The organism is Kitasatospora sp. NPDC001547 (assembly GCF_042894165.1).
Taxonomy (GTDB): Bacteria; Actinomycetota; Actinomycetes; order Streptomycetales; family Streptomycetaceae; genus Kitasatospora.
In genome coordinates, this window is sequence record NZ_JBIAVL010000007.1 from 216,393 (window position 1) to 236,954 (window position 20,562).

Here is a 20,562-nt window from a genome sequence, read left to right on the forward strand (position 1 = left end):
CTTCGAGGGCTCTCGCCGCAGACGGGGTACGGGCGGGGCCGGGCGGGCGTCAGCGGGTGGCCTCGACGGCGACGCCGACGAGCTGAAGGACGGCGTGGCCCCAGGAGGTGGCGGCGATCAGGACACCGAAGGTGACGGCGGTGAAGACGGTGAACGCCTTGTCGACACGGCTGCGGGCCTCGGTACGGCGGCGGAGCCGGACGACGATGACGATCGCGAGGAACACCGTGGCGCTGATCGTGTACTGCACTGCCCACCCCCGGGTGCTGACCCTGTGTGAGGCCCCCGTCACCGGGAGCCCGCCGCATCCGGGTGAGCATGCCAGAGCCGCCCCCCGCCCGGGGCCGCTTTGCCCGAACCGGGCGGACCCGAACGGTCCCGCCCACCGCCCGCTACGACGCTCCGCATGTGGCCAGCGCGGTTCGCGCCAGCCCGCGCAGCCAGGCGTGGGCGTGGTCGGTGTCGTAGCGCTGATGCCACGACAGGTATATCGGTGCCGACGGCAATTCGAGCGGGAGGGGGAGCACGACCAGGCCGAGGTCGGCGACCGCGGACCGCGTGGTGGCTTCGGGGACGCTGATCAGGAGATCGGAGCCGCGCGCGAACTCCAACGCGGCCGCTTCCGTGGGCGCGGTCGCCACCACGCGGCGGGTGAGGCCGAGCCGCGCGAGGGCGTCGTCGAGGGCATTGCTGAGGTTTCCACGTCGCGAGACGGTCACGTGCTCAGCGGCGGCGTACCGCTTGGCGGTGACGGTCTTGACGCGGGTGAGGGGGTGCCCCTGCCGTACGACGATGACGAGGCGGGTCTCGCCCACGTTCTCGGCACGGATGTCCGGTGCGCTCGGGCGGTTGGCGTTCGCCTCCAGGTCGACCTGGCCGCGCCGCAACTCGGGGGTGTCGATGCTCGATTCCGCGACGAAGCGCAAGCGCACGCCCGGGGCCTGTCCGCGCACGGCCGCGAGCAGTGCGGGGCCGCTCAAGGTGACCAGGGAATCGTGCCAGCGGAGGGTGAAAGTGCGCTCCAGCGTTGCCAGATCGAGTTCACGGCTCGGTGCCAGCACCCCCTGGACCTGGTGCAGCAGCTCGTGCACCTGTTCCCGGACGGCGATCGCATACGGCGTCGGGGTCATCGTGCGACCGGTGCGCACCAGGATCTGATCCCCGGTCGTGCGCCGGATTCGGCCCAGACTCCGGCTCATCGCGGGGGCGGTGACGTGCAGGCGCGCGGCGGCCCCGGCCACACTCCCCTCCTCAAGGAGCGCGTCTAGCGCGGTGAGCAGGTTCAAATCCAATTGCATGTGAGTAATCCTAGCCGTGCTTAGCATGCATTTGAAGTTAATGACGGCGCTCTATACCTTCGAGAGCAGAGCGCAAGACGGAACGCACAGCTCGATCCGACCGGCCTCAACACCCCTCTCTCACACGGGAGTACCGCCATGTCCGCAACGCTTCAGACCACTGACCACGCCGCCTCCGACGCCGACCTGCTCGACCAGACCGCGAGCGCCGTACGCGCGGCCGGTGCGGCGCTGCGCGAGCGCTTCGGCGAGGTGGTCCGCTACCAGACCCGCGAGGAGCTGATGCGCGCGCTCGCCGCCAACGACGACACGGCCCTCGACATCCTGCGCCCCCGCCTCACGAGCCTGCGCCCGGAGGCCGGCTGGGTGGAGGACGAGCTGGACGGCGGGGCGCTGCCGTCCGGCGAGTGGTGGGTCGTGGATCCGGCCGAAGGCAACGTCAACCACCTGCACGCCCTGCCGGATTGGGCGGTGACCGCCACTCTCGTGCGGGACAACCAGCCGGTGCTCACCGTGGTCCACCTGCCGTTGACCGGCGAGACCTACACCGCGCTCGCCGGTGCGGGCGCCCACCTCGACGGCCAGCCGCTGCACGTCTCCCGGACCGAGGACCTCGGCCTGGGCATCGTGGCCACCAGCCAGGCCCGGCCGGACGAGGACGAGAAGGTCGTGCGGCGCGTCGGCTCCTCGATCAGCGCGATGCTCTTCGACGCGCTCGTCGTCCGCACCTCCGTGCCCGCGACCCTGCACCTGGTGAACGTGGCCGCCGGCCGGATCGACGCCTTCTGGCAGTTCGCCGGCGCCCGCGCGGACCTGCTGCCCGGGGCGCTGCTCGTCACCGAGGCCGGCGGACAGATCTCCGACGCCGAGGGCCGCCCCTGGACCCCGCAGAGCGAGAGCTTCCTGGCCGCCGCGCCCGGTGTCCACGCCGCGGCCGTCGCCACGCTCTCACGCTGACCGCGCACCACAACCTGCACGCACGGAAGGACCAGATCATCATGACCACGATCGCTGTTCTCGGAAACGGCCGCGTCGGCGGCAACCTGGCCACAGCCCTCATCCGGGCAGGGCATGAGGTGACCGTGGCGGACCGCGCGCCGGGCGCCGCCGCCGACGCCGCCCGCACAGCCCGGATCGTCATCAACGCCACCCCGGGCGCCGGCTCGCTGGAGACGCTCGTCGCCCTGCGCGAGGAACTGCGCGACAAGATCCTCGTCGACGTCTCCAACGCCACCGTCGACGGACCGGACGGACTGCCCGCCGACCTGGTCTACCCCGGCTCAAGCCTCGCCGAGCAACTCCAGGAAGCGCTCCCCGAAACGCGCGTCGTCAAGACACTCAACACCATGCTCTTCCCGGTGATGACCGCGCCGGCCACGCTCACCCGGGCGCCCGATGCCTTCCTCTCCGGCGAAGACCCGCAGGCCAAGCAGACCGTCCGTGAACTGCTCGTCGACCTCGGCTGGCGCAAGGAGTGGATCACTGATCTCGGCGGGATCCAGACCGCCCGCGCCACGGAGGCAGCGATACTGTTCGTACCGCACGTGATGCGGTCCAGTGGATTCGCGCCCTTCGCGATCTCGATCGCGCGCTGACCCGCACACAGTGCACCGCCCCCGGCGGGCCCACATCCAGAACGGATACAACCGCGCAGCCAGGGTCGGCGATTCAGCGCCGGACGGCGCCCCGTGGCCACCCTTCCCGGGGCCGTCGGCCTCGCACCGAGGATCAGCCCGTCTCACGGCGGACGCGCTTGCGGAACTGGCCGCCGACCCCACCCTGCCGCTGCACGGGCGCGCCTCGGCCGTCCACGCCGCCGCCGCGATCCCCGAGTACGGCGAGGCGGTCGTCCGCGCCCAGCTGGACTCCGCCGACGTGGTGCTCGCCGAGGCGGCCCTCGCCGCCCTGGTCCGGACGGACCGGCCCGCCGACGCGCTGCGCGACCTGCTGGCCCACGCGGGCGGCGACCGCGCCCGGGTCGCGGTGTACGCGGCCACCCGCGCCGCCCGGTACACCCCGCCCGGCGAACTCGCCGAACACCTCGGCGCCCTGCTGTCCGGAGCACGGGACAGCAAGGTGACCAGCCGCAAGGAGGCCGTGCGGCTGGCCGCCGAGCACCTGCCGCCGCGGACCGCCGCCGATCTGCTGGTGGCCGCCTACCGCACCGAGGGCCAGCACCGCGACGTGCGCGCCGCGGCGGTCGCCTCCACGACCGGCCTGCTGGACGCCGAACCGGTCTGGGAACTGCTCGCCGAGGCCGCCGGTCAGGCCCCGCCGCCGGTGCGCCGCGCCGTCCTGCGCACCGACCCGGCGCACCTGCCCGAGGCCCACCGCGCCCGCTACGCCCACCTGGTGGCCTTGGTCGCCGCCGCGGCCGACCCGGAGGTCGCCGCGCCCGCCCTCGCCGCGCTGCCGCGGTGGGCCGCCTGGGCCCCGGAGACCGCGGAGGTCGCCCGACGGGCCGTCACCGACCCGGCGAACCGCGGCGGCTGGCGGCAGGCCGCGGGCGCCGTCCACGCCCTCGCGGCCTCCGGGCTGCCGCACCCGCTCGGCGGCGCCGCCCCCGGCAGCCTGCTGCACCGCACCCTCGCCGGACTCGCCGCCGCCGCGCGGACGGACGACCCCGACGCCGGGGACGACCGGGACCTGCCGGCCCGCCGGAGGCTGGCCCACCTCGCCGACCTCCCCGCCGACGACCGCCACCGGCCGCTGCTCGCCGGCGCCGCCGACCTGCTCGCGGCCGAACCCGACCTCGCGGACGTCAGGTCGGCCGCGCTGCGCCGGCTGGTGGACCCCGCGGCCGGGCCGCAGGCGCTGGCGGCCGCGCTGGGCGCGCTCGCCGACGCCCACCGGGACCGGCCCGCGGCGGCCGCGCTCACCGCGGTGGCGCTGCGGCGCGAGCACGCCACGGGCCCGCTGCCGCCGCCCGGGACACCCGAGGCGCTGGCGCGGACCGCCCGCCGGGACGGGGACACCGGGCCGGCCGCCGGCCTGTTCGCGACGGCACTGACGGAGGCGTTCGGGGAGCGCCTGGGCTGGCCCCCGGAGTGGCGGGCCCTGCTGCGCGAACTGCGCGGCCACCCCTCGGCGGACGTCCGCGAGCGGGCCCTCGCGGCCGTCACGCACCGGGAATGACCCGGGGACGAGCCGAGGACTGACCCGGGGAACGACCCGGGGCCGGGCACCGGGCCCGCCTGGTACCCGCCGTCCGCCGCCCCGCTCCCGCTGCCCGGGCGGGGGGGGGGGGCGGGGCAGCTAGCCGAGCGTGAGCATCGCCTCGGCGACCTCGCCGACCGCCGCGTCGGGGATCGCCGTGGCGGCCTCGGCGAGGACGAGCAGCCGTGCCCCGGGGATCTCGCGTGCGAGCGCCTCGCCGTTGCCGACCGGGAAGAACGGGTCGCGGCGGCCGTGGACGACGAGCGTGGGCACCGCGATCCCGGGCAGGCGCTCGCGCCAGCGCGGTGCGCAGTCGAGCCTGGAGAACACCGCGCCCAGCTGGTTGGCCGTCTGGACCGGGGGAGCGGTGCCGGGGGTGCGGTCCCAGACGCGGGCGGCGGTCGCGCGCGCGGCGGCGGGGTCGTCGCTGCGGATCTCCGCGCCGGCGGCGGCGAACTCCGCGACCGCCTCGCGGTCGCTCCAGTCGGGCATCGGGCGGGCGAACAGCCGGCTCATCGTCGCCCGGTCGTGGTCGGGGAGGTCGTCGTCGGGCGGGCCGGGGGCGACCGGGCGGGTGCTGACCAGGGTGAGCGCCGAGAACGCGTCCGGACGGTCGAGCACGGCCACCTGGGCGACCATCCCGCCGACGCCGATCCCCGCGAGGTGCGCGGGCCCGCCGCCGAGCGCCTCGGCGAGGGCCGCCGCGTCGGCGGCGAGGTCGCGCAGGGTGTAGCCGGGGGCTCCCGGATCCACCGTGGTCGACTCCCCGCTGTCGCGCAGGTCGTAGCGCACCGCCCGGCGCCCGCCGGCGGCGAGGCGCTCGCAGAGCGCGTCGGGCCAGGAGAGCATCGTCGGCCCGCCCGCGAGCAGGACCAGCGGTGCGCCGAGGTCACCGAACGACTCCACGCCCAGCACGATCCCGCCGGCGTTGACGGTCGTCACCGGGCGTCGTCGTGCCCGAGACCGCGGTCGGGGGCGCTCATGTCGCCCGTCCGGGGCGTGCCGTCGGCGAGCCCGTAGCGCAGGTACACGGTGCCCGTGGGGCCGGCCGCCGGCGGTTGGAGGAGCGTGAGGTTCGTGGGCACCGCGCCGCCGTCGAACACCTGCTTCCCGACGCCGAGCACGATCGGGTGCACCCACAGGTCGAGGCGGTCGAAGAGCTTCTCCCGCAGGAGGGTCTGCACCAGGTCCAGGCTGCCGACGACCTTGATGTTCCGGTGCCGGTCGCGGATCCCGCGCACGGCGTCCGCCAGGTCCGGGCCGAGCAGCGTGGACCCGGCCCACGGGAGGTCGGGCGTGCCGCGGGAGGCCACGTACTTCGGGACGCGGTTGAAGAGCTCGGCGATCTCGCCGTCCTTCTGGTGCGGCCAGTAGGCGGCGAAGATGTCGTACGTCCGCCGGCCGAGCAGCAGGGCGTCGGTGCCCTCGTACGCGGCGAGGATCTGTGCCCCGGTGGCCTCGTCGATCAGGGGCGCCTGCCAGCCGCCGTACGGGAACCCCTCCGGGTCCTCGTCGGGGCCGCCGGGCGCCTGCCCGACGAGGTCGAGGGTCGCGAACAGCTCGATGTGGATGAGGCCCATGTCTGCACTCCCGATGAGTTTGGTCGTCCCGGTCGAGATGTAGACCCGCCGGGGCCGGAAAACTCATCGCCACGCCGACACCCGGTTTCCGAACCCGCCGATCGCCCCGCCCGCCCCGCTCGGCCTCCTCGGCCCCCCGTCCCGTCAGAGCCCCACCCGGAGCCGGAGCTGGAGCCGGCAGCCTCCGGGGCGGTCGTCGGTGTCGATGCCGATCGTCGCCGGGCCGCGGTCGGTCTCCGCCCACCGGTACCCGGTGTTCCGGCACTGGGCGGGGTCGCCGTCCGCGTCGTACTGGATGTCGAGGGCGACGTACGTCTGCCTGATCTGCGGCACGGCGAAGGTGAGGCTGCAGCCGCCCGGCCGGTTGTCGGTGTCGATCCGGACGGCGGGGCCGAAGGTCCGGGAGTCCCTGCGGATCGGCATGCCGAAGGTGCCCTGGTTGCCGCACTGCGCCGGGTCCCCGCCGGCGGTGGCCTGGAGGGCGTAGGTGAGGGACACGCCCTCCAGCTCGTCGTCGGGGTCGTGGACGCCGAACGCCAGCTGGCAGCCGCCCGGACGGCTGTCGGTGTCGAAACGGATGACGTCGGTCCAGGCCCCCTCCGCGACCCACTGATCACCCGTCCTCCCGCCGCACTGCCCTGACACTCCGTCGGGGTTGAACCGGATGCCGAGCTCGGCGGGCCGGAACTGCCGGGTCTGCGCCTGCGCCGGCACGGGGGCCACCGTCGCCGCGACCGCCGTGGCGGCCGCCCCGAGCACCGCCAACCCGCGCGCGATTCTCCTCATTGCAGCGATTCCCTCTCGTCCCGAGTCATCCGTACCGGAAGCACCCACGGTGCCACGGGCGTGGACACGCCAACCGAAGCCCGCCGCCCGACATGCCCCGCGCCACCCGAAAGCGCCAACGGCGCCCGAAGGCATGCCCGGCCGGGTCCGGCGGCAGGTGACCAGCGCCGCCCCCGGGCCGGGGAGGGGCCGGTCCCGGCCGGCTGGAGCGCCCGGGGTGCGTGGAGGCCCGCTCCGCAGAGGACTCGGGCCCGCTGTGGCCGGTACCCGGGAGCCGTACGCCTCGACTCAGGTGGCGATGACGACGAGCGCGGCGGCCGCCGGCAGGAGGAGAACCGTCAACGCCGGTGCGCCGGTGCGCCGGGGCGCCCGTCGGGCCCGGAGGTGGCGGCGACCCACGAGACGAGGGGACCGCCGGGGAGAGGACGACCGCCGGCCCGGAAGATCCCGTCACGGGCGAGCCGGACCAGGGCCGGGGTGCCCATCTCGTCGAACCACGCCGGGGGCCGCGCGGAGGTGAAGGCCCCGGCCATCGCCTCGAACCAGGCCGCGAACGAAGGGAAGTCGGGCACGGCGTCGGCCTGCTCCACCCACGCGCCGTCCGCGGCGTAGCGTGCCCGCGGCTCGTCCTGATGGTGGTAGTAGACCGGGTACTCGCCGTCTGCGCCGGGCTTCGTGACGTCGAAACACCAGACCGCCTCGTCACCGGCCCCGGCGAACCCGACCAGGTGATCGGTCGACAGGTCCCGCCCGGGCTCGCGACCGACCCCCTCGGGCAGGTGCACCAGCTCGGCGTTCAGTTCGACGAGCTCCTCCTCGTCCACGAGCACGAACTCGCGCTCGTCCTCGTCCTCCTCCCGACGGCAGTGCAGCCGGTTGTGCTCCGCCAGCAGCGCCCGGTAGCCCGGTGGAACCGACCAGGCGACGGTACCGAAGCGCGGCTCCAGGAGGGTTTCCCGCGCCCGCACCGCATCGCGCGAGGCGGGGCCGGACCCGTCGAGATCGAGCAGTCCCGCCGAGGCGGCCCGGCGCAGGTCCGGGAGGGCGTCGCGAGGTATGGCCATTGTCCGAACTCCTGTATGTCCTCGGGCGCTTTCGGGCGCGGCCAGCATAGGGCTTGCGGGCGCCCGCGCCGGGCTTGGCGCTGCCCTGAGGGCGGTCGACGGCCGGTCCTGAACCACGACCGGCCGCGGCGCGGTGGCGCCGGCCGGGACGGCGGCGAGCGGGTCGGCGCCGGCAGTTCCCGCTCGTCGCGACGCTTCTGCTGCCGCTCTGCCGGATCCTCTACCGGTACTTCGCCCTGGTGCGCGCGGTCGCGGTCGACCAGTGCACGCCGCAGGGTGCGTGCAGGCGGGACCGGGGCCCGCGGTACGACGCCGCCCACGGCCTGACGGGCGTACAGGTGGCGCTCATCGCGGCCGCCTGGGCCCTGCCGCGCCGACCGCGCTGGGCTCCGTGGCGCTTCGTCGCCTCCGCCGTGAGCGTGATGTGCGGCCTGGTGTGCAGCGCGGTGATCCAGGACTTCGGCTGAGGCCGGGTGGCGCCCCGGCGTCGCACTCCGGGCGATTCCGGACGATCGTCCCTCAGGGGAGTTCAGGAAGGCGCGCGGGCCCCGGCGGGGACCTGCGGATGCGGGTCACTCCCCGGTAGCGGCGCCGTCGGGCAGCACCAGCGCCGTCGTGGCGGTCGGGGGCCGGCCGGGCGCGCCGGCCGGGGGTGCCGATCGGCAGGGCGCGGGGGCCGGTGCGAGGGCGAATCCCTGCCGATCGGCACATGTGCGCGAGGGGGCTCGGCGCGCAGGATCGGGGACATCAGAACGGCGGCCACCGGGGCCGTCGGAGGAAGGGAAGCCACCGTGTTCCGCACTCGTACCCGCAACCGTGCCACCGCCCGCGTCGCCCGCACGGCCCGTGCCGCCCGCGTCGCCAGGGCCTCCGTCGCCGGCGGGCTGGTCCTGGCGGCGCTCACGGGCGTCGCCCCGGCCTCCGCCTCCGCCACCGGCGCCGGCGCCGCGTCCGCCGACGCCGTCGCGTCCGACCACCGGGACGGGCGACCCGCGCGTCCGGCGAGCGTCAGCGGCAGTGCCCGGATCTCGTACGCCTTCTCCCCGGACGACGAGATCTGGTTCACCGTCGATGCCCAGGCGGCGCCGTACACCCACCCCCTCCCGGGCACCAACGCGCCCGACGGACTGCCCACCGACGCCCGGGGCACGGTCCGCTACTCCCATCGCGTGGCCGCCACCGGGGAGGTCCGCAGCGCGGAGGCCGAGGTGGACTGCCTGAGCACCGGAGGCCCGGTCGCCACGCTGACCGCCGTGATCTCCACCTCGGACACCGGCAACGCCAAGGAGCGGATCGGTCTGAGCGTCCACCAGGGCAGCGGCCGTGAGGGCGGTCGCCTCGGGTTCTCCTGGGGCGTGGCCAACCTGGACGTGGGGCAGGACGGGAAGCCCTACCAGCCGGTGGTGGGCACCTGCATGGCGCCGGCCCCGTTCGCTCCGGTCATACGCGGCGGCTTCACCGTCCACCACGCCGAGTTGGGGCCCTCGACGCCGGCCGCCCAGTAGCGGGCCCCGCCGCGCCGAGCCCTGCCGCACGCGCTTCTGGCAGCGGCCGACGACTCCGGCGACATCGGCTGGACCGTGTCGGTGGACTCCACCGTCTGCCGAGCCAACCAGCACGCCGCCGGAGGCAGGAAAAGGGGCTCCGGATCTGGCTGAGCGCGACGACCATGCGCTCGGCCGTTCCCGGGGTGGCCTGAGTACGAAAGTCCTTCTCGCCAGCGACAGCCACGCACGGCCCTTGGTCCTCCGTGCCACGGCGGGACAGGCGGGTGACGCGCCGGCCTTCGAGGCGGTCATGGCCGGCATCAGAGTTCCGCGAAGCGGTCTGGGACGGCCGAGGGACTCGGCCGGATGCTGTGCTGGCGGACAGGGCGCATTCGTTCAGCGCCGCTCTTCACCTCGCCGCCGTCCTTCCCTGGGCGCGAGGAGCAAGAAGCGAGCATGAACGGACCTGAGAGAATCCATGGCGCATGCATCCGGGTTGTAGGAGGAGTCGTTCATGTGGCTGGAGCGCGAGGTGGTCCCGGATGAAGACCGGGAGCAGTGGGCCTGGACTCCGCTCGAAGGCGTAGGGCCCTTGAGGTTCGGACAGACCGTTGAGGAAGTCGCTGCCGCACTGCAGGAGCCGATCAGCGGTCGCGACCCGCGTAAGCAGTGGGTTCCCTTCTCCAGCCGGGGCGTCGACACCTACTACCGATCGGAAGACCGGACGCTGGCCGCAGTCGCAATCGATGCCTGCTACGGACCTCAGATCACCTTCGGCGAGGTTCGGCTGGTGGGCCGGCTGCCGTCGGAGCTGACGCCGTGGCTGGAAGCAGGCGCAGATACCCACGAAGGCAGGCTGCGTTTCGGTCTGAACGGGGAGGCCGGACTTCCCGGCCTCGGCCTGGTCATGCGTTGCCAACAGAACGGCGATTTCAACCGCACCCGCCCCGTGATGGTGGCACCCGAGTGGGCTGACATGAGTGTGGACAGTTGGGAAGGCCCCCTACCCAGCAGGGAATGGCTTGTGCACTGACATCGCCGCCCACAAGCCCAGCCGCATCCTGCTTGTGCAGAGACACCGAACCGACCCAAGAGACAGGCCCTAGCCGCCGCCCACCGCACCCCCGGGCCGCCCACCACACCCTGGGGCCGGGTCGGCCCCAGGACGGAACGAGGAAGGAGTCTGCCGTTCGGCGCACCCGCAACACCGCGCTGCGCCGCGTCGGGGCCACAGCCCGGCCGGACGTCAAGATCCGCAAGCTCCGCACGGCGCCGGAGGCCGCTGCCGCCCGGCAGGGGCGGGCGCCCGGACTCAGCCCTCCTCGGCCGCGTCCGCCGTCCGCAGCCAGACCTCCTCGGCCGGGTCGAATTCGCTGGTGGTCATCCGCTGCGCGCGCCAGCCGAAGCCGCAGACCGCCAGCGGGCCTTCGGCCAGCGGGTCCAGGCCGAAGCCGCGCTCGATGTCGATCTCGTTGATCGCCGACGTCACGAACGCGCCGAGGCCGAGTTCGGTCGCGCTCAGGTACAGGGTCTGGGACAGGTGCCCGCTGTCGAGCACCAGGGCGCGGTAGGCCTTGGCGTGCTGACGGTACTTCCAGAAGCTGCGGGCGTACCGCGGCGCCAGGACCGCCAGCACGGCCGCGTCGGAGAACCAGTGCTGACCGGCCAGGGCGCGGCGCGCGAACCGCTCCAGCGGTTCGTCCGGGGAGGGCAGGCGCTCCAGCGCGTGCTCGACCGCGTGGTAGTGGTACAGCCCGGGCGCGAGGCCCTCGACGTTCTGCACGATCAGGTAGGCCTCGGTCGGGTGCAGACCGCCTCCGGAAGGCGTGTGCTTCTTCAGGAACACGGTGTCCTCGCCGACGCGCACCTGCGCCTGCGCGGCGAACACGCGTTGCAGCATGTGCGCGCACAACGCCAGCGGCAACGCCCGCTCGCCGTCGAAGTTGCGGCAGGTCGCACGCCGCGCCAGCATCGCGTCGAACCCGTTGCCTTCGACGCGCGGCAACGGCACCCGCTCCGGCGCGTCCCCGCGTTCGAGCGCGTGGGTGGGCGGCGGGCCGAGCTTGCGCCGCAGGTCGGCGGCGGTGGTCAGCTCGTTGGCTTCCATGCTGCTGACGCTGTCCATGCCCTCCCACCGTGCGAGCCGGTGCACCATCGCCGCGGGCGGCCACCAGTGACCGGCCCGCAGGGCCTCGTCGCGTTCCCGATGGGCGGCATGGCGCTCGTCGTCGGAGATCACCAGGCCGCTGTCGACCAGCCCGGCCACCAGGGCCGACTCCCCGGTGTCCAGCGAGTCGGTCCCGCACCATTCGCCGGGGCTCAGCCGGCCGAGCAACTCGCGCTGCGCCGCGCCGACTTCGACCTCCGCATCGAGATGCGCGGCCAGCGCCAACCAGCGCCTGGTGCGGCTCAGGCCGGTACCGCCGGTCAGCAGCGAGCCCAGGTCGAAGTCCACGTCCTCGCGAGGCTCCAGGAACAGCACGGCACAACGGCGAATTCGCATCGGGATCCGTTCGGCGGACAGCGGACAGCGGACAGCGGACGGTTCCGGAGCACGGCGGATCCGTAGCACGGGGCCCGGTATCGACAGTGCCGCGGAAAGCCCCCGTGCCGCACGGCAGTTGGCTATGGTTTTGTACCATGCGGACTCAGGTACTGGGGAACGAGAAGTTGCACCTTCCGGCCGACGTCGTCGATCGTCTGCTCGATCTGCTGAGCACCGACGACCGCTTCCGCCGGCTGTTCACGCACAACCGTCACGCGGCGCTGGTCGAGGCCGGTTGCGCACTGTCCGAAGAACAGCTGCGGGCGGCATCGCCGCTCAGCTGTCTGACCGTGGACCGGCTGGCCGACAAGGAGGCCATCGCCGGGGCCCGCGAGGAACTGCGCGCGCACCTGCTGGCCGACGCGGCGTACAGCAACCCGCATGCCCTCGAATCCGGGGAGATGCACGCCGTACTGCGCCGGACCTGACGCGACGCCGGCCCCGAACGCCGCGCGGGACCCCCGGCCCGGCGCCGGCCCCGAACGCCGCGCGGGACCCCCGGCCCGGCGGCGGCCCGACCAGGCCGCCGACGGGCCGGGGCCCGTCACGCCGCCCCCGGCGCTACACCCCGGCCCGGTCGGACGGGACGCCGCTGTGCCCGTCCGGACGGCCGCCGTCCAGGGCGCGCAGGATCGACTCGACGCTCTGCCTGGCGTCCCCGAAGAGCATCGCGCTGTTCTCCCGGAAGAACAGCGGGTTCTGCACCCCCGCGTAGCCGGAGGCCATCGAGCGCTTGAACACGATCACCTGCTCCGCCTCCCAGACCCGCAGCACCGGCATGCCCGCGATCGGGCTGGCCGGGTCGTCGGTGGCGGACGGGTTGACGGTGTCGTTGGCGCCGATGACGAGGACCACGGTGGTCGCGGCGAAGTCGTCGTTGATCTCGTCCATCTCCAGGACGATGTCGTACGGCACCTTCGCCTCGGCCAGCAGCACGTTCATGTGGCCGGGCAGCCGCCCGGCGACCGGGTGGACGCCGAAGCGCACCTCGACACCGCGCTCGCGCAGCCGGCGGGTGAGGTCCGCGACCGGGTGCTGCGCCTGCGCCACCGCCATGCCGTAGCCGGGGGTGATGACCACCGACTTGGCCTGCGCGAGCTGCCGGGCCGCCTCCTCGGCGTGGATCTCGCGGTGCTCGCCCTGCTCCCCGCCGCCGCCCGAGGGCGCCTCGATGCCGAAGCCGCCGGCGATGACGGAGAGGAAGGACCGGTTCATCGCCCGGCACATGATGTACGACAGGTAGGCGCCTGAGGAGCCGACCAGCGCGCCGGTGACGATGAGCAGGTCGTTGTCGAGCAGGAACCCGGCGGCCGCGGCGGCCCAGCCGGAGTAGCTGTTGAGCATGGAGACGACGACGGGCATGTCGCCGCCGCCGATCGAGACGACCAGGTGCCAGCCGAGCGCGAGCGCGAGCACGGTCACCGCGATCACCGGGCCCAGGCCCGGGTCGGCGGTGAACCAGACCGCCAGCGCCGCGAACGCCCCCAGCGCGCCGACGTTCAGCGCGTTCTTGCCGGGCAGCACCAGCGGGCGCGAGGCGATCCGGCCGGACAGCTTGAGGAAGGCGACGACCGAGCCGGTGAAGGTGACCGCACCGATGAAGACGCCGATGGCCACCTCGGCGTGGTGGATGCCCGACAGGTCGGCCGGCACGGCGGTTCGGGCCGACCCGTGCGCCTCGACCTCCAGGTAGCTGTTCCAGCCCACCAGCACCGCGGCGAGCCCGACGAAGCTGTGCAGGACGGCGATGAGTTCCGGCATCTGCGTCATCTCGACCCGCCGCGCCCGCCACAGGCCGATCGCACCGCCCAGCGCCATGGCGAGGACGATCAGGGCGACGGCGCCGGCGCTGATGCTCCGCGCCGCCACCACGACGGTGGCGACCAGGGCGAGCGCCATGCCGGCGATGCCGTACCCCACACCGGCGCGGGAGGTGCGGTGCTGGGAGAGCCCGGCCAGGCTGAGGATGAACAGCAGGGCGGCGACCAGGTCCGCGGCGTGGGCCGCGGTGGTGGAGGTCATCGGCTCAGCGCCTTTCGGGGGAGGAGGAGAACATGCTCAGCATGCGGCGGGTGACGGCGAAGCCGCCGAAGACGTTCACGCTCGTCAGCAGGACGGCCGTGGAGGAGAGCACGGTGACGAGCGTGCTCCCGTGCCCGGCCTGCAGCAGGGCGCCGACCACCACGATCCCGGAGATCGCGTTGGTGACCGACATCAGAGGCGTGTGCAGGGCATGGTGGACCTTGCCGATCACGTAGTAGCCGATCACCACGGCGAGCGCGAACACCGTGAAGTTCCGGGCCAGTTGGGTCGGGGCGAAGCCGACCAGCAGGAACATCGCCAGCATCCCGGCGCCGATCAGGCCGAACCGGGCGGGTGGGGTGAGCCGGGAGCGCCGGGGCTCCGCCGCGGCCGCCGCGCCGGCCGCCGCGCAGGCCTGCGGCGCCGTCGCGGGTGCGGCGGAGACGGCCACGGGCGGCGGCGGCCAGGTGACCTCGCCGGCGCGGACCACCGTCACCGCCCGCTGCACCACGTCCTCGAAGTCCAGCACCAGCCGCCCGTCCCGCCCCGGCGTCAGCAGCTTCAACAGGTTGACCAGGTTGGTGCCGAACAGCTGCGAGGCCTGGGCCGGCAGCCGGGAGGCGAGGTCGGTGTAGCCGATGATGGTGACGCCGTTGGCGGTGACCACCGCGCGGCCGGCCACCGTGCCCTCGACGTTGCCGCCCTGCGCGGCGGCCATGTCGACGATCACGCTGCCGGGCTTCATCGCCGCCACGTCCGCCGCGGTGAGCAGGCGAGGGGCGGGGCGGCCGGGGATCAGGGCGGTGGTGACGACGATGTCCACGTCCTGGGCCTGCGCGCGGTAGAGCGCGGCCGCCGCCCGGTCGTAGTCGGCCGAGGTCGCCCTGGCGTAGCCGTCGGCGCCCGTCTCCTGGGCCACCTCCACCGCCAGGTACTCGCCGCCCAGCGACCTGACCTGGTCGGCGACCTCGGGCCGCGGATCGGTCGCGCGGACGATCGCCCCCAGACTGGAGGCGGCCCCGATCGCGGCGAGGCCGGCCACACCGGCCCCGGCCACCAGGACCTTCGCCGGCGGGACCTTGCCGGCCGCCGTCACCTGGCCGGTGAAGAACCGGCCGAACACGTGCGCCGCCTCGATCACCGCCCGGTACCCGGCGATGTTCGCCATCGAGCTGAGCACGTCCATCGACTGCGCCCGCGAGATCCGCGGCACCGCGTCCAGCGCCAGCGCGGTCACCGGGCGCCGCGCCAGCGCCGCCAGCAGCTCGGGCCGCTGGGCCGGGGCGAGCAGGCCGATCAGGGTGGCGCCGTCGCGCAGCCGGGCGAGCTCCGCGGCCGACGGCGCGTTGACCTTCAGCACGACGTCGGCCGCCCAGGCGTCCGCGATCTCCGCGCCGGCTCCGGCGATCTTTGCGCCGGCCCCGGCGTAGGCCTCGTCGGTGAACCCGGAGGCCGCGCCCGCGCCGGACTCGACGACGACCCGGTAGCCGAGGGCGAGGATCCCCCGGACCGTCGACGGCGTCGCGGCGACGCGGGTCTCCCCGGCGGCCGACTCGGCGACCACGCCGACGAGCCGCGGGGGGTGGTGCGTGGAGTGCTGTGCAGACATCACTCGTGCCTCTCTCCTCGAAGGAGCCGATGACGGCGGATCCGCGCCCGGGGGAGCCTCGCTGCCCTCGGGGGCAGGAACCTACCCGCCGCGGCGCCGCCCGGCACCGGGGCGCCACTGTGATGTGCTCCACCGGTTCGCGCCGACACGCCGACACGCCGACACGCCGACGCGCCGACGCGGCGACGCGGCGCCGGCCGGGCCCCGGGAGCCGGGGAGGAATCCGGCTGCGGATCCGCCGACGTGTGCGTGCCCCGGGTGCCCCGCCTGCCCTGCCCCGCCTGCCCGCGTGCCCCGCCGGGCTGCTCACGGCGGGGCACGCGGATTCCGGTGACCGCTGGTCGGCTTCCCGCAGCACCGCCGTCCGGCGCGTCCCCCGCCGGCGGCGCGACGAGGCGCGACGAGGCGCGGCGCCGGCCCGCCGTCAGGCGGCGAAGGCGGCGAGGAGCTTGTCGGTGAGCCGGTCGAGGTAGTCGGGGCCGGTGGGCGTGCGGACGACCGCGAGGCGCCAGTACAGGGGGCCGACGAGGAAGTCGAGCGCGAACTCGCGGTCCACGTCGGCGGGGAGCTCGCCGCGGTCGACCGCGCGCTCCAACAGGCGGGCGGCCTTGTGCCGGCGGGTGTCGCGGACGGCGGTCGTCAGCACCTGGGCCAGCTCGGGGTTGCGGCCGCTCTCGGCGAGCAGGTCGGGGATGATCCTCGACGGGAGCCGGTGGCGCAGGGCCCCGTCGATCTCGGTGAGGAAGGCGAGGACGTCGCCGCGCAGGGTGCCGGTGTCCTTGATCTCGGAGGCGTCCACGGCCACCGAGCGGACCAGGTCGAGGGTCATGTCGAGCTTGGACGGCCAGCGGCGGTAGATGGCGGCCTTGCCGGCCCCGGCCCGCTTGGCGACCGTCTCCAGGGAGAGCCGGGCGTAGCCGACCGCGGCGAGTTCCTCGAAGAACGCGGCCGAGATCGCCTCGGTCACGGAGTCCTGGAGCACCGGCCCGCCGGGCGTGCGGCGCGCGGGCTGCTCGGAGGGGCCGGGGGTCGCGGGCGGGGGCGCGGGTGTGCGGGACATTCCCCGAAACTACACCAGACGGAACGCTTGCGTCTCGGCTAGACACGGCTACCCTTTAGTCGAGACGGAACGGTTCCGTCTCGACAATGTCGGGAGCACCCATGCGATTCCTCTTCGAGGACGAGTCGTTCTCCTTCGAAACGCTCCGGGCCGCCGGATTCGCCACCTACGGCGGCGCCGACCTGGGCGAGGTCATCGCCACCGCCCGCACCATCGGCGAGGGCGACGAGGAGGCCTGGCTGCGCGAGTGGAAGGCCACCGCCGAGCGCGTCCACCGCATCGGCAGCCGCGCCCTGGCGGCCGGGCACCGGGTCAGCGCCCGCGAAGCCCTGCTGCGCGCGTCGAACTACTACCGCACCGCCGAGTTCTACCGCCGCGACGACCCCGCGAACGACCCCGAGGCCAAGCGCCTCTCCGCGCTCTCCCGGGAGACCTTCGCCACCGCGGCGGCCCTGATGGACACCCCGGTCGAGGCCGTGCGCATCCCCTACGGGGACACCACCCTGCCCGGCTACCTCTTCCTCGTCGACGACTCCGGCACCCCGCGCCCCACCGTCCTGTTCACCAGCGGCTTCGACTCCACGCTGGAGGAGGCGTACTTCGCCGTCGCCGCGGCCGCGCTGCGCCGCGGTTACAACGTCCTCGCCTACGACGGCCCGGGCCAGGGCGCGGCGCTGCGCGAGCAGCGGCTGGTCTTCCGTCCGGACTGGGAGGCCGTGGTGACCCCGGTGGTCGACCACGCGCTGACCCGCCCCGAGATCGCCGCCGACCAGCTGGTCCTGTTCGGCTACAGCCTCGGCGGCTACCTGGCCGCCCGCGCCGCCGCCCACGAACACCGCCTGGCCGCCCTGGTGCTGGACGACGGCCTGTACAGCTTCGGCCAGGCCCAGGACCGGTTCCTGCCGCCGTTCCTGCGCGAGTGGGTCGAGGCCGGCCGGGACGACCTCGTCGAGCCCGTCATGCGCCTGTTCATGCAGGCGAGCACCCAGCTGCGTTGGGCCCTGCGCAACGGGGTGTGGACGTTCGGCGCCGCATCGGTGGCGGACTACCTCCGCCGCGCCGCCGACTACACCCTCGACGGCGTCGCCCACCTCATCGACTGCCCCACCCTCGTCCTGGACGCCGAGAACGACCAGTTCTTCCGCGGCCAGCCCCAGCAGGTCCGGGCCGCGCTGACCTGCCCCCACACCCTCGTCACCCTGACCGACGCCGAAGGCGCGGGCGAGCACTGCCACATGGGCGCCATGTCCCGCTTCCACCAGACGGTCTTCGACTGGCTGGACACCACCCTGGCCCGGGCGGCCGCGCCCGCCGGCTGACGGCCGGGGCAGCGGCCCTCCTCCCGGCCGTCACGCCCGGGGGAGACGGTGCCGACGCGCGGCGATCGGGGCCTACTTGCCCGCGCTGGCCATGGAGGCGACCGCTTCGGCGACGGTGGAACGGTAGACGCCCATCTGCGGGTTGAGGACGTGGGCCCCCTTGGGCAGCGGGAAGTTGCGGGTGTTGGCCAGGGGCATGTTGGTGCCGTCGCCGTCGACCAGGACGTTGATCTCGTCGATGCCGGGGGTGGTGCCGGTGGTGGCGCCGCTCGGGTCGAGGTCGATCACCACGTAGGCGCTGTGGCCCGCCGCCACGGGGAAGCGCAGCGTGCCGGCGGCGAGGACCGGCTTGACGTTCTGGCTCCGGTCGCGGGCCGCGGAGTTGCCCAGGTCGACGCCCGGGCTGGAGCTCAGGCTGCAGACGCCGGTGCCGGTGTTGCGGACCTCGATCACCCACTGGCTCGCGGTCCCGGCGCGGGCCGTGGCCTGGACGGTGAGGTGCTCGATGTCGCACGGACGGGCGTCGGTGCCGGCCTCCCCGCCGCCGGGCCGGGTGGCGCCCGACGGGTTCGCGGCGGGCGGGGTCTTGGCCGGGCGGGTGGCGGTCTGCGAGGCGCCGCCGCCCGCGGTCGGCGTGCTCACCGCCGGCCCACCGGAGGCCGCCGCGGACGGCGCGGCGGACGCCGAGGTGGCCGCCGGAGCCGGAGGGGCGCCGGCCGTGTCGGAGTTCTCGGGCCCGCACGCGGTCAGCGCCAGGCCCGCCCCGACGACCAGGGCGGCGGAGGCGAACAGCGGACGACGGTTGCGGACGGACATGGTGACTCCTCGAAAGCGGTGTGCACTGGTGTGCTCGACAGATCAAAGGACTTCAGGAAGGGGGCAGTTGGTGGCACCGTCGGCGTCACAATCACCAGGACATGACAGGGACGGGACCGTGACATTCGACCGGGTGCGGCACGGTTGACAGCCGCCCGGCCCCGGCGGCGAGGCCTCCCGGCGCCTCCCGCACCACGCACCCCCGGCACCCACCCGGTTCACGCCCCGGTTCACGCGCAGGCCAGCAGTTCCGCGAGGTCCACCGGTGGCAGCCGGGACAGTTCGGCGTCGGCGGCGGCCATGGCGGCGGTGTGGCGGGGGTCGCCGAGGAGGGCCGTGACGGCGTCGGCGAGTTCGGCGCGCCTCGCGGTGGGCTCCAGCGCGAGGCCGAGGCCGTGCCGGGCGAAGGCGGCGGTGTTGCCGGGCTGGTCGGCGAGAACGCCCAGGCCCAGGACGGGCGTCGCGCCCTGCACCGCGTCGAGCAGGGAGGCCCGTCCGCCGTGGGTGACGAACAGGTCCACGCGGCGCAGCAGCGCGGGCTGCGGGACGTGCTCGACGACCGCGATGCGGGGGTCCGTGCTCGGCAGGTCCCGCGCGAGGGCTCCGGCGGACACGATCGCGTCGCAGCCGGTCGCGGACAGGGCCGCCATGACCTCCCGGTAGACGTCTCCCACGACACCGCGCAGACCGGGCATCGCGGTGGTCAGGGTGCCCAGGCTCACGTAGACGAGCGGACGGGAGGAGGGGAGGCCGTCCAGCCCGGGGCCGGCGGTCCGGAACGCCGCGACGGTGCGCCCGACCGCGCGGGCCGACGGCGGGGCAGTCCCGTAGAACCAGTGGACCGGTGCGGGGGTGACCATCGGCGGCAGGACGGGGGCGTCCTGCCCGTACCGCTTGTGGAGGGAGGTCAGCGCGGGCGCGACGTCGGTGTCCCAGAGGTCCAGGAGCACCGGGCCCAGACCGTTGTCCGCCGCCCACACCGGCAGCCGCAGGACCGCCGCCGCGAGGTGGGCGCCGAGATCGCTGCACTCGGCGACCACCAGGGCGGGCCGCGCCCTCGTCCACGCGGCGATCAGGTCGCGGGCCTTCGCCTCGGCCCGCTCCGGCCACAGCCGGCCGAAGACGTGGCGGTTGAAGGACGCGTTGCCCGACTTCCTCCAGATCCCGCTCGCCACCCGCTGGACGGCGGGATCGCAGGTCCAGTCGGTGCCCGCCCGGTGGAACCCCACCCCGCGCGGCCGGGCCTCGCGGCGGAACATCGGCGGGGCGTACAGCGCGACGTCGTGGCCCTGCGCGAGGGCCGGGCCGATGACGTAGTCCAGCGCCGAGACGTGCGACGGTACCGGCTCGGCGGTGACGCTATCCGTAAGGCCATGGAGACTCCAAGTGGTGCGTTGCGGGCGGTCCCGGGGGTCCGAGGCCGCCGCGTCACGGGGCGTCAGGCGCCGGCACGGGAGGACGGCGGCCTGCGCGACAGACCCGGGCCGTCCGGGTCGTCCGGACTGCCGAGGACGAGGACCTGGAAGGCCGCTCCGGCGTAGACGACCAGGAGCCGGGCGATCCTGCGGGGTGTGCTGCGCATGGTGGTGACCTGCTTTCGTCGGAGTGCGTTCGACGGACGGCGGTCGGCTCCTCGGGCGGCGCGGGATCCGCCAGGAGACGCGGCGGCCCCAAGCGGCGGGCCGGTCGCCGATCGGACGACCGAAGCCTGCACGCCGATCCGTCCCAGCCGCCACACCTCGCCCCACGACAGGGAAGGTGGGACGCCGAACAGAGGCCTGACCAGCGCGGACGGGACGAGCCTGGAACGCCGGAATGGG

General features: G+C 74.5%; 21 protein-coding genes and 1 pseudogene. 9 read left to right on the forward strand and 13 right to left on the reverse strand.

From position 1 onward, the window contains the following. Positions 1-49: 49 nt before the first annotated feature. Together ACFY0X_RS16265 and ACFY0X_RS16270 are read right to left on the reverse strand one after the other, a co-directional pair. The gene (locus ACFY0X_RS16265) at positions 50-250 is read right to left on the reverse strand and encodes a hypothetical protein (RefSeq protein ID WP_387754648.1); all 201 of its coding nucleotides are present in this window, start codon (positions 248-250) and stop codon (positions 50-52) included. A gap of 142 nt (positions 251-392) precedes the next feature. Next, a complete protein-coding gene (locus ACFY0X_RS16270) occupies positions 393-1,298 on the reverse strand; it encodes a LysR family transcriptional regulator (RefSeq protein WP_030065429.1) in 906 nt (301 codons plus the stop codon). Between the two features lie 138 nt (positions 1,299-1,436). Here ACFY0X_RS16270 and ACFY0X_RS16275 point away from each other — a divergent pair, with 138 nt between their 5' ends. Genes ACFY0X_RS16275 through ACFY0X_RS16285 form a run of 3 tightly spaced genes read left to right on the forward strand, consistent with a single transcriptional unit; the run spans position 1,437 to position 4,433 of the window. After that, positions 1,437-2,255 (forward strand): 3'(2'),5'-bisphosphate nucleotidase CysQ, encoded by an 819-nt coding sequence (locus tag ACFY0X_RS16275; protein WP_387754651.1) that lies wholly within the window; start codon positions 1,437-1,439, stop codon positions 2,253-2,255. Between the two features lie 41 nt (positions 2,256-2,296). Next, complete coding sequence (locus ACFY0X_RS16280) at positions 2,297-2,893, forward strand: NADPH-dependent F420 reductase (RefSeq protein ID WP_166625743.1); 597 nt, start codon at positions 2,297-2,299, stop codon at positions 2,891-2,893. 10 nt (positions 2,894-2,903) lie between these two features. After that, positions 2,904-4,433 carry a hypothetical protein gene (locus ACFY0X_RS16285; protein WP_387754654.1) on the forward strand — a complete coding sequence of 510 codons (1,530 nt, stop codon included), beginning with the start codon at positions 2,904-2,906 and terminating at the stop codon, positions 4,431-4,433. Between the two features lie 120 nt (positions 4,434-4,553). On the opposite strand, the gene ACFY0X_RS16290 is transcribed toward ACFY0X_RS16285, so the two are convergent. The 4 genes from ACFY0X_RS16290 to ACFY0X_RS16305 form a co-directional block, all read right to left on the reverse strand. Then, positions 4,554-5,396 carry an alpha/beta fold hydrolase gene (locus ACFY0X_RS16290; RefSeq protein WP_387754657.1) on the reverse strand — a complete coding sequence of 281 codons (843 nt, stop codon included), beginning with the start codon at positions 5,394-5,396 and terminating at the stop codon, positions 4,554-4,556. Further along, complete coding sequence (locus ACFY0X_RS16295; RefSeq protein ID WP_387754659.1) at positions 5,393-6,034, reverse strand: dihydrofolate reductase family protein; 642 nt, start codon at positions 6,032-6,034, stop codon at positions 5,393-5,395. Before ACFY0X_RS16295 ends, ACFY0X_RS16290 begins: the two co-directional genes overlap by 4 nt. A gap of 144 nt (positions 6,035-6,178) precedes the next feature. Then, positions 6,179-6,820 carry a hypothetical protein gene (locus ACFY0X_RS16300; protein ID WP_387754662.1) on the reverse strand — a complete coding sequence of 214 codons (642 nt, stop codon included), beginning with the start codon at positions 6,818-6,820 and terminating at the stop codon, positions 6,179-6,181. A 338-nt stretch (positions 6,821-7,158) separates the two neighbouring features. After that, complete coding sequence (locus ACFY0X_RS16305; RefSeq protein ID WP_387754665.1) at positions 7,159-7,884, reverse strand: SMI1/KNR4 family protein; 726 nt, start codon at positions 7,882-7,884, stop codon at positions 7,159-7,161. Between the two features lie 239 nt (positions 7,885-8,123). Between ACFY0X_RS16305 and ACFY0X_RS16310 the strand changes: the two genes are divergently transcribed. The 4 genes and pseudogenes from ACFY0X_RS16310 (at position 8,124) to ACFY0X_RS16325 (ending at position 10,404) form a co-directional block, all read left to right on the forward strand. Then, positions 8,124-8,351, forward strand: a complete 228-nt coding sequence (locus ACFY0X_RS16310; protein ID WP_387754668.1) for a hypothetical protein — start codon at positions 8,124-8,126, stop codon at positions 8,349-8,351. A 324-nt stretch (positions 8,352-8,675) separates the two neighbouring features. After that, positions 8,676-9,389 (forward strand): hypothetical protein, encoded by a 714-nt coding sequence (locus tag ACFY0X_RS16315; RefSeq protein ID WP_387754670.1) that lies wholly within the window; start codon positions 8,676-8,678, stop codon positions 9,387-9,389. A 169-nt stretch (positions 9,390-9,558) separates the two neighbouring features. Continuing rightward, a pseudogene (locus ACFY0X_RS16320) lies at positions 9,559-9,766 on the forward strand (IS5/IS1182 family transposase); the annotation flags it as partial. Between the two features lie 119 nt (positions 9,767-9,885). Then, the gene (locus ACFY0X_RS16325) at positions 9,886-10,404 is read left to right on the forward strand and encodes a hypothetical protein (RefSeq protein ID WP_387754673.1); all 519 of its coding nucleotides are present in this window, start codon (positions 9,886-9,888) and stop codon (positions 10,402-10,404) included. Between the two features lie 279 nt (positions 10,405-10,683). On the opposite strand, the gene ACFY0X_RS16330 is transcribed toward ACFY0X_RS16325, so the two are convergent. Beyond that, positions 10,684-11,874, reverse strand: a complete 1,191-nt coding sequence (locus ACFY0X_RS16330) for a putative peptide maturation dehydrogenase (protein WP_387754676.1) — start codon at positions 11,872-11,874, stop codon at positions 10,684-10,686. Positions 11,875-12,011: 137 nt separating this feature from the next. Between ACFY0X_RS16330 and ACFY0X_RS16335 the strand changes: the two genes are divergently transcribed. Next, a complete protein-coding gene (locus ACFY0X_RS16335; protein WP_387754678.1) occupies positions 12,012-12,344 on the forward strand; it encodes an NHLP-related RiPP peptide in 333 nt (110 codons plus the stop codon). A gap of 133 nt (positions 12,345-12,477) precedes the next feature. On the opposite strand, the gene pntB is transcribed toward ACFY0X_RS16335, so the two are convergent. From pntB to ACFY0X_RS16350, 3 genes are all read right to left on the reverse strand, one after another. Then, the gene (gene pntB, locus ACFY0X_RS16340; protein WP_387754681.1) at positions 12,478-13,938 is read right to left on the reverse strand and encodes a Re/Si-specific NAD(P)(+) transhydrogenase subunit beta; all 1,461 of its coding nucleotides are present in this window, start codon (positions 13,936-13,938) and stop codon (positions 12,478-12,480) included. Between the two features lie 4 nt (positions 13,939-13,942). Beyond that, positions 13,943-15,547, reverse strand: coding sequence for a Re/Si-specific NAD(P)(+) transhydrogenase subunit alpha (locus ACFY0X_RS16345; protein ID WP_387754684.1), 1,605 nt, complete (start codon positions 15,545-15,547; stop codon positions 13,943-13,945). Positions 15,548-15,971: 424 nt separating this feature from the next. Further along, positions 15,972-16,607: a TetR-like C-terminal domain-containing protein gene (locus ACFY0X_RS16350; RefSeq protein WP_387754687.1), complete on the reverse strand. Its 636-nt coding sequence runs from the start codon at positions 16,605-16,607 to the stop codon at positions 15,972-15,974. Positions 16,608-16,708: 101 nt separating this feature from the next. On the opposite strand from ACFY0X_RS16350, the gene ACFY0X_RS16355 reads away from it, so the two are divergent. Beyond that, complete coding sequence (locus tag ACFY0X_RS16355) at positions 16,709-17,926, forward strand: alpha/beta fold hydrolase (protein ID WP_387754690.1); 1,218 nt, start codon at positions 16,709-16,711, stop codon at positions 17,924-17,926. A gap of 72 nt (positions 17,927-17,998) precedes the next feature. On the opposite strand, the gene ACFY0X_RS16360 is transcribed toward ACFY0X_RS16355, so the two are convergent. From ACFY0X_RS16360 to ACFY0X_RS16370, 3 genes are all read right to left on the reverse strand, one after another. Continuing rightward, positions 17,999-18,742, reverse strand: coding sequence for a DUF4232 domain-containing protein (locus tag ACFY0X_RS16360; RefSeq protein ID WP_387754693.1), 744 nt, complete (start codon positions 18,740-18,742; stop codon positions 17,999-18,001). Between the two features lie 230 nt (positions 18,743-18,972). Further along, positions 18,973-20,001 carry a glycosyltransferase gene (locus ACFY0X_RS16365; protein WP_387754696.1) on the reverse strand — a complete coding sequence of 343 codons (1,029 nt, stop codon included), beginning with the start codon at positions 19,999-20,001 and terminating at the stop codon, positions 18,973-18,975. Positions 20,002-20,180: 179 nt separating this feature from the next. Then, a complete protein-coding gene (locus ACFY0X_RS16370) occupies positions 20,181-20,324 on the reverse strand; it encodes a hypothetical protein (protein WP_387754699.1) in 144 nt (47 codons plus the stop codon). Positions 20,325-20,562 lie beyond the last annotated feature (238 nt).

Coding starts and splice junctions, on each gene's coding strand:
- ACFY0X_RS16270 (WP_030065429.1), bottom strand. CDS start 1,298: ATGCAATTGGATTTGAACCTGCTCACCGCGCTAGACGCGCTCCTTGAG.
- ACFY0X_RS16275 (WP_387754651.1), top strand. CDS start 1,437: ATGTCCGCAACGCTTCAGACCACTGACCACGCCGCCTCCGACGCCGAC.
- ACFY0X_RS16280 (WP_166625743.1), top strand. CDS start 2,297: ATGACCACGATCGCTGTTCTCGGAAACGGCCGCGTCGGCGGCAACCTG.
- ACFY0X_RS16295 (WP_387754659.1), bottom strand. CDS start 6,034: ATGGGCCTCATCCACATCGAGCTGTTCGCGACCCTCGACCTCGTCGGG.
- ACFY0X_RS16300 (WP_387754662.1), bottom strand. CDS start 6,820: ATGAGGAGAATCGCGCGCGGGTTGGCGGTGCTCGGGGCGGCCGCCACG.
- ACFY0X_RS16305 (WP_387754665.1), bottom strand. CDS start 7,884: ATGGCCATACCTCGCGACGCCCTCCCGGACCTGCGCCGGGCCGCCTCG.
- ACFY0X_RS16325 (WP_387754673.1), top strand. CDS start 9,886: ATGTGGCTGGAGCGCGAGGTGGTCCCGGATGAAGACCGGGAGCAGTGG.
- ACFY0X_RS16330 (WP_387754676.1), bottom strand. CDS start 11,874: ATGCGAATTCGCCGTTGTGCCGTGCTGTTCCTGGAGCCTCGCGAGGAC.
- ACFY0X_RS16335 (WP_387754678.1), top strand. CDS start 12,012: ATGCGGACTCAGGTACTGGGGAACGAGAAGTTGCACCTTCCGGCCGAC.
- pntB (WP_387754681.1), bottom strand. CDS start 13,938: ATGACCTCCACCACCGCGGCCCACGCCGCGGACCTGGTCGCCGCCCTG.
- ACFY0X_RS16345 (WP_387754684.1), bottom strand. CDS start 15,547: ATGTCTGCACAGCACTCCACGCACCACCCCCCGCGGCTCGTCGGCGTG.
- ACFY0X_RS16350 (WP_387754687.1), bottom strand. CDS start 16,607: ATGTCCCGCACACCCGCGCCCCCGCCCGCGACCCCCGGCCCCTCCGAG.
- ACFY0X_RS16355 (WP_387754690.1), top strand. CDS start 16,709: ATGCGATTCCTCTTCGAGGACGAGTCGTTCTCCTTCGAAACGCTCCGG.
- ACFY0X_RS16360 (WP_387754693.1), bottom strand. CDS start 18,742: ATGTCCGTCCGCAACCGTCGTCCGCTGTTCGCCTCCGCCGCCCTGGTC.
- ACFY0X_RS16365 (WP_387754696.1), bottom strand. CDS start 20,001: ATGTTCCGCCGCGAGGCCCGGCCGCGCGGGGTGGGGTTCCACCGGGCG.
- ACFY0X_RS16370 (WP_387754699.1), bottom strand. CDS start 20,324: ATGCGCAGCACACCCCGCAGGATCGCCCGGCTCCTGGTCGTCTACGCC.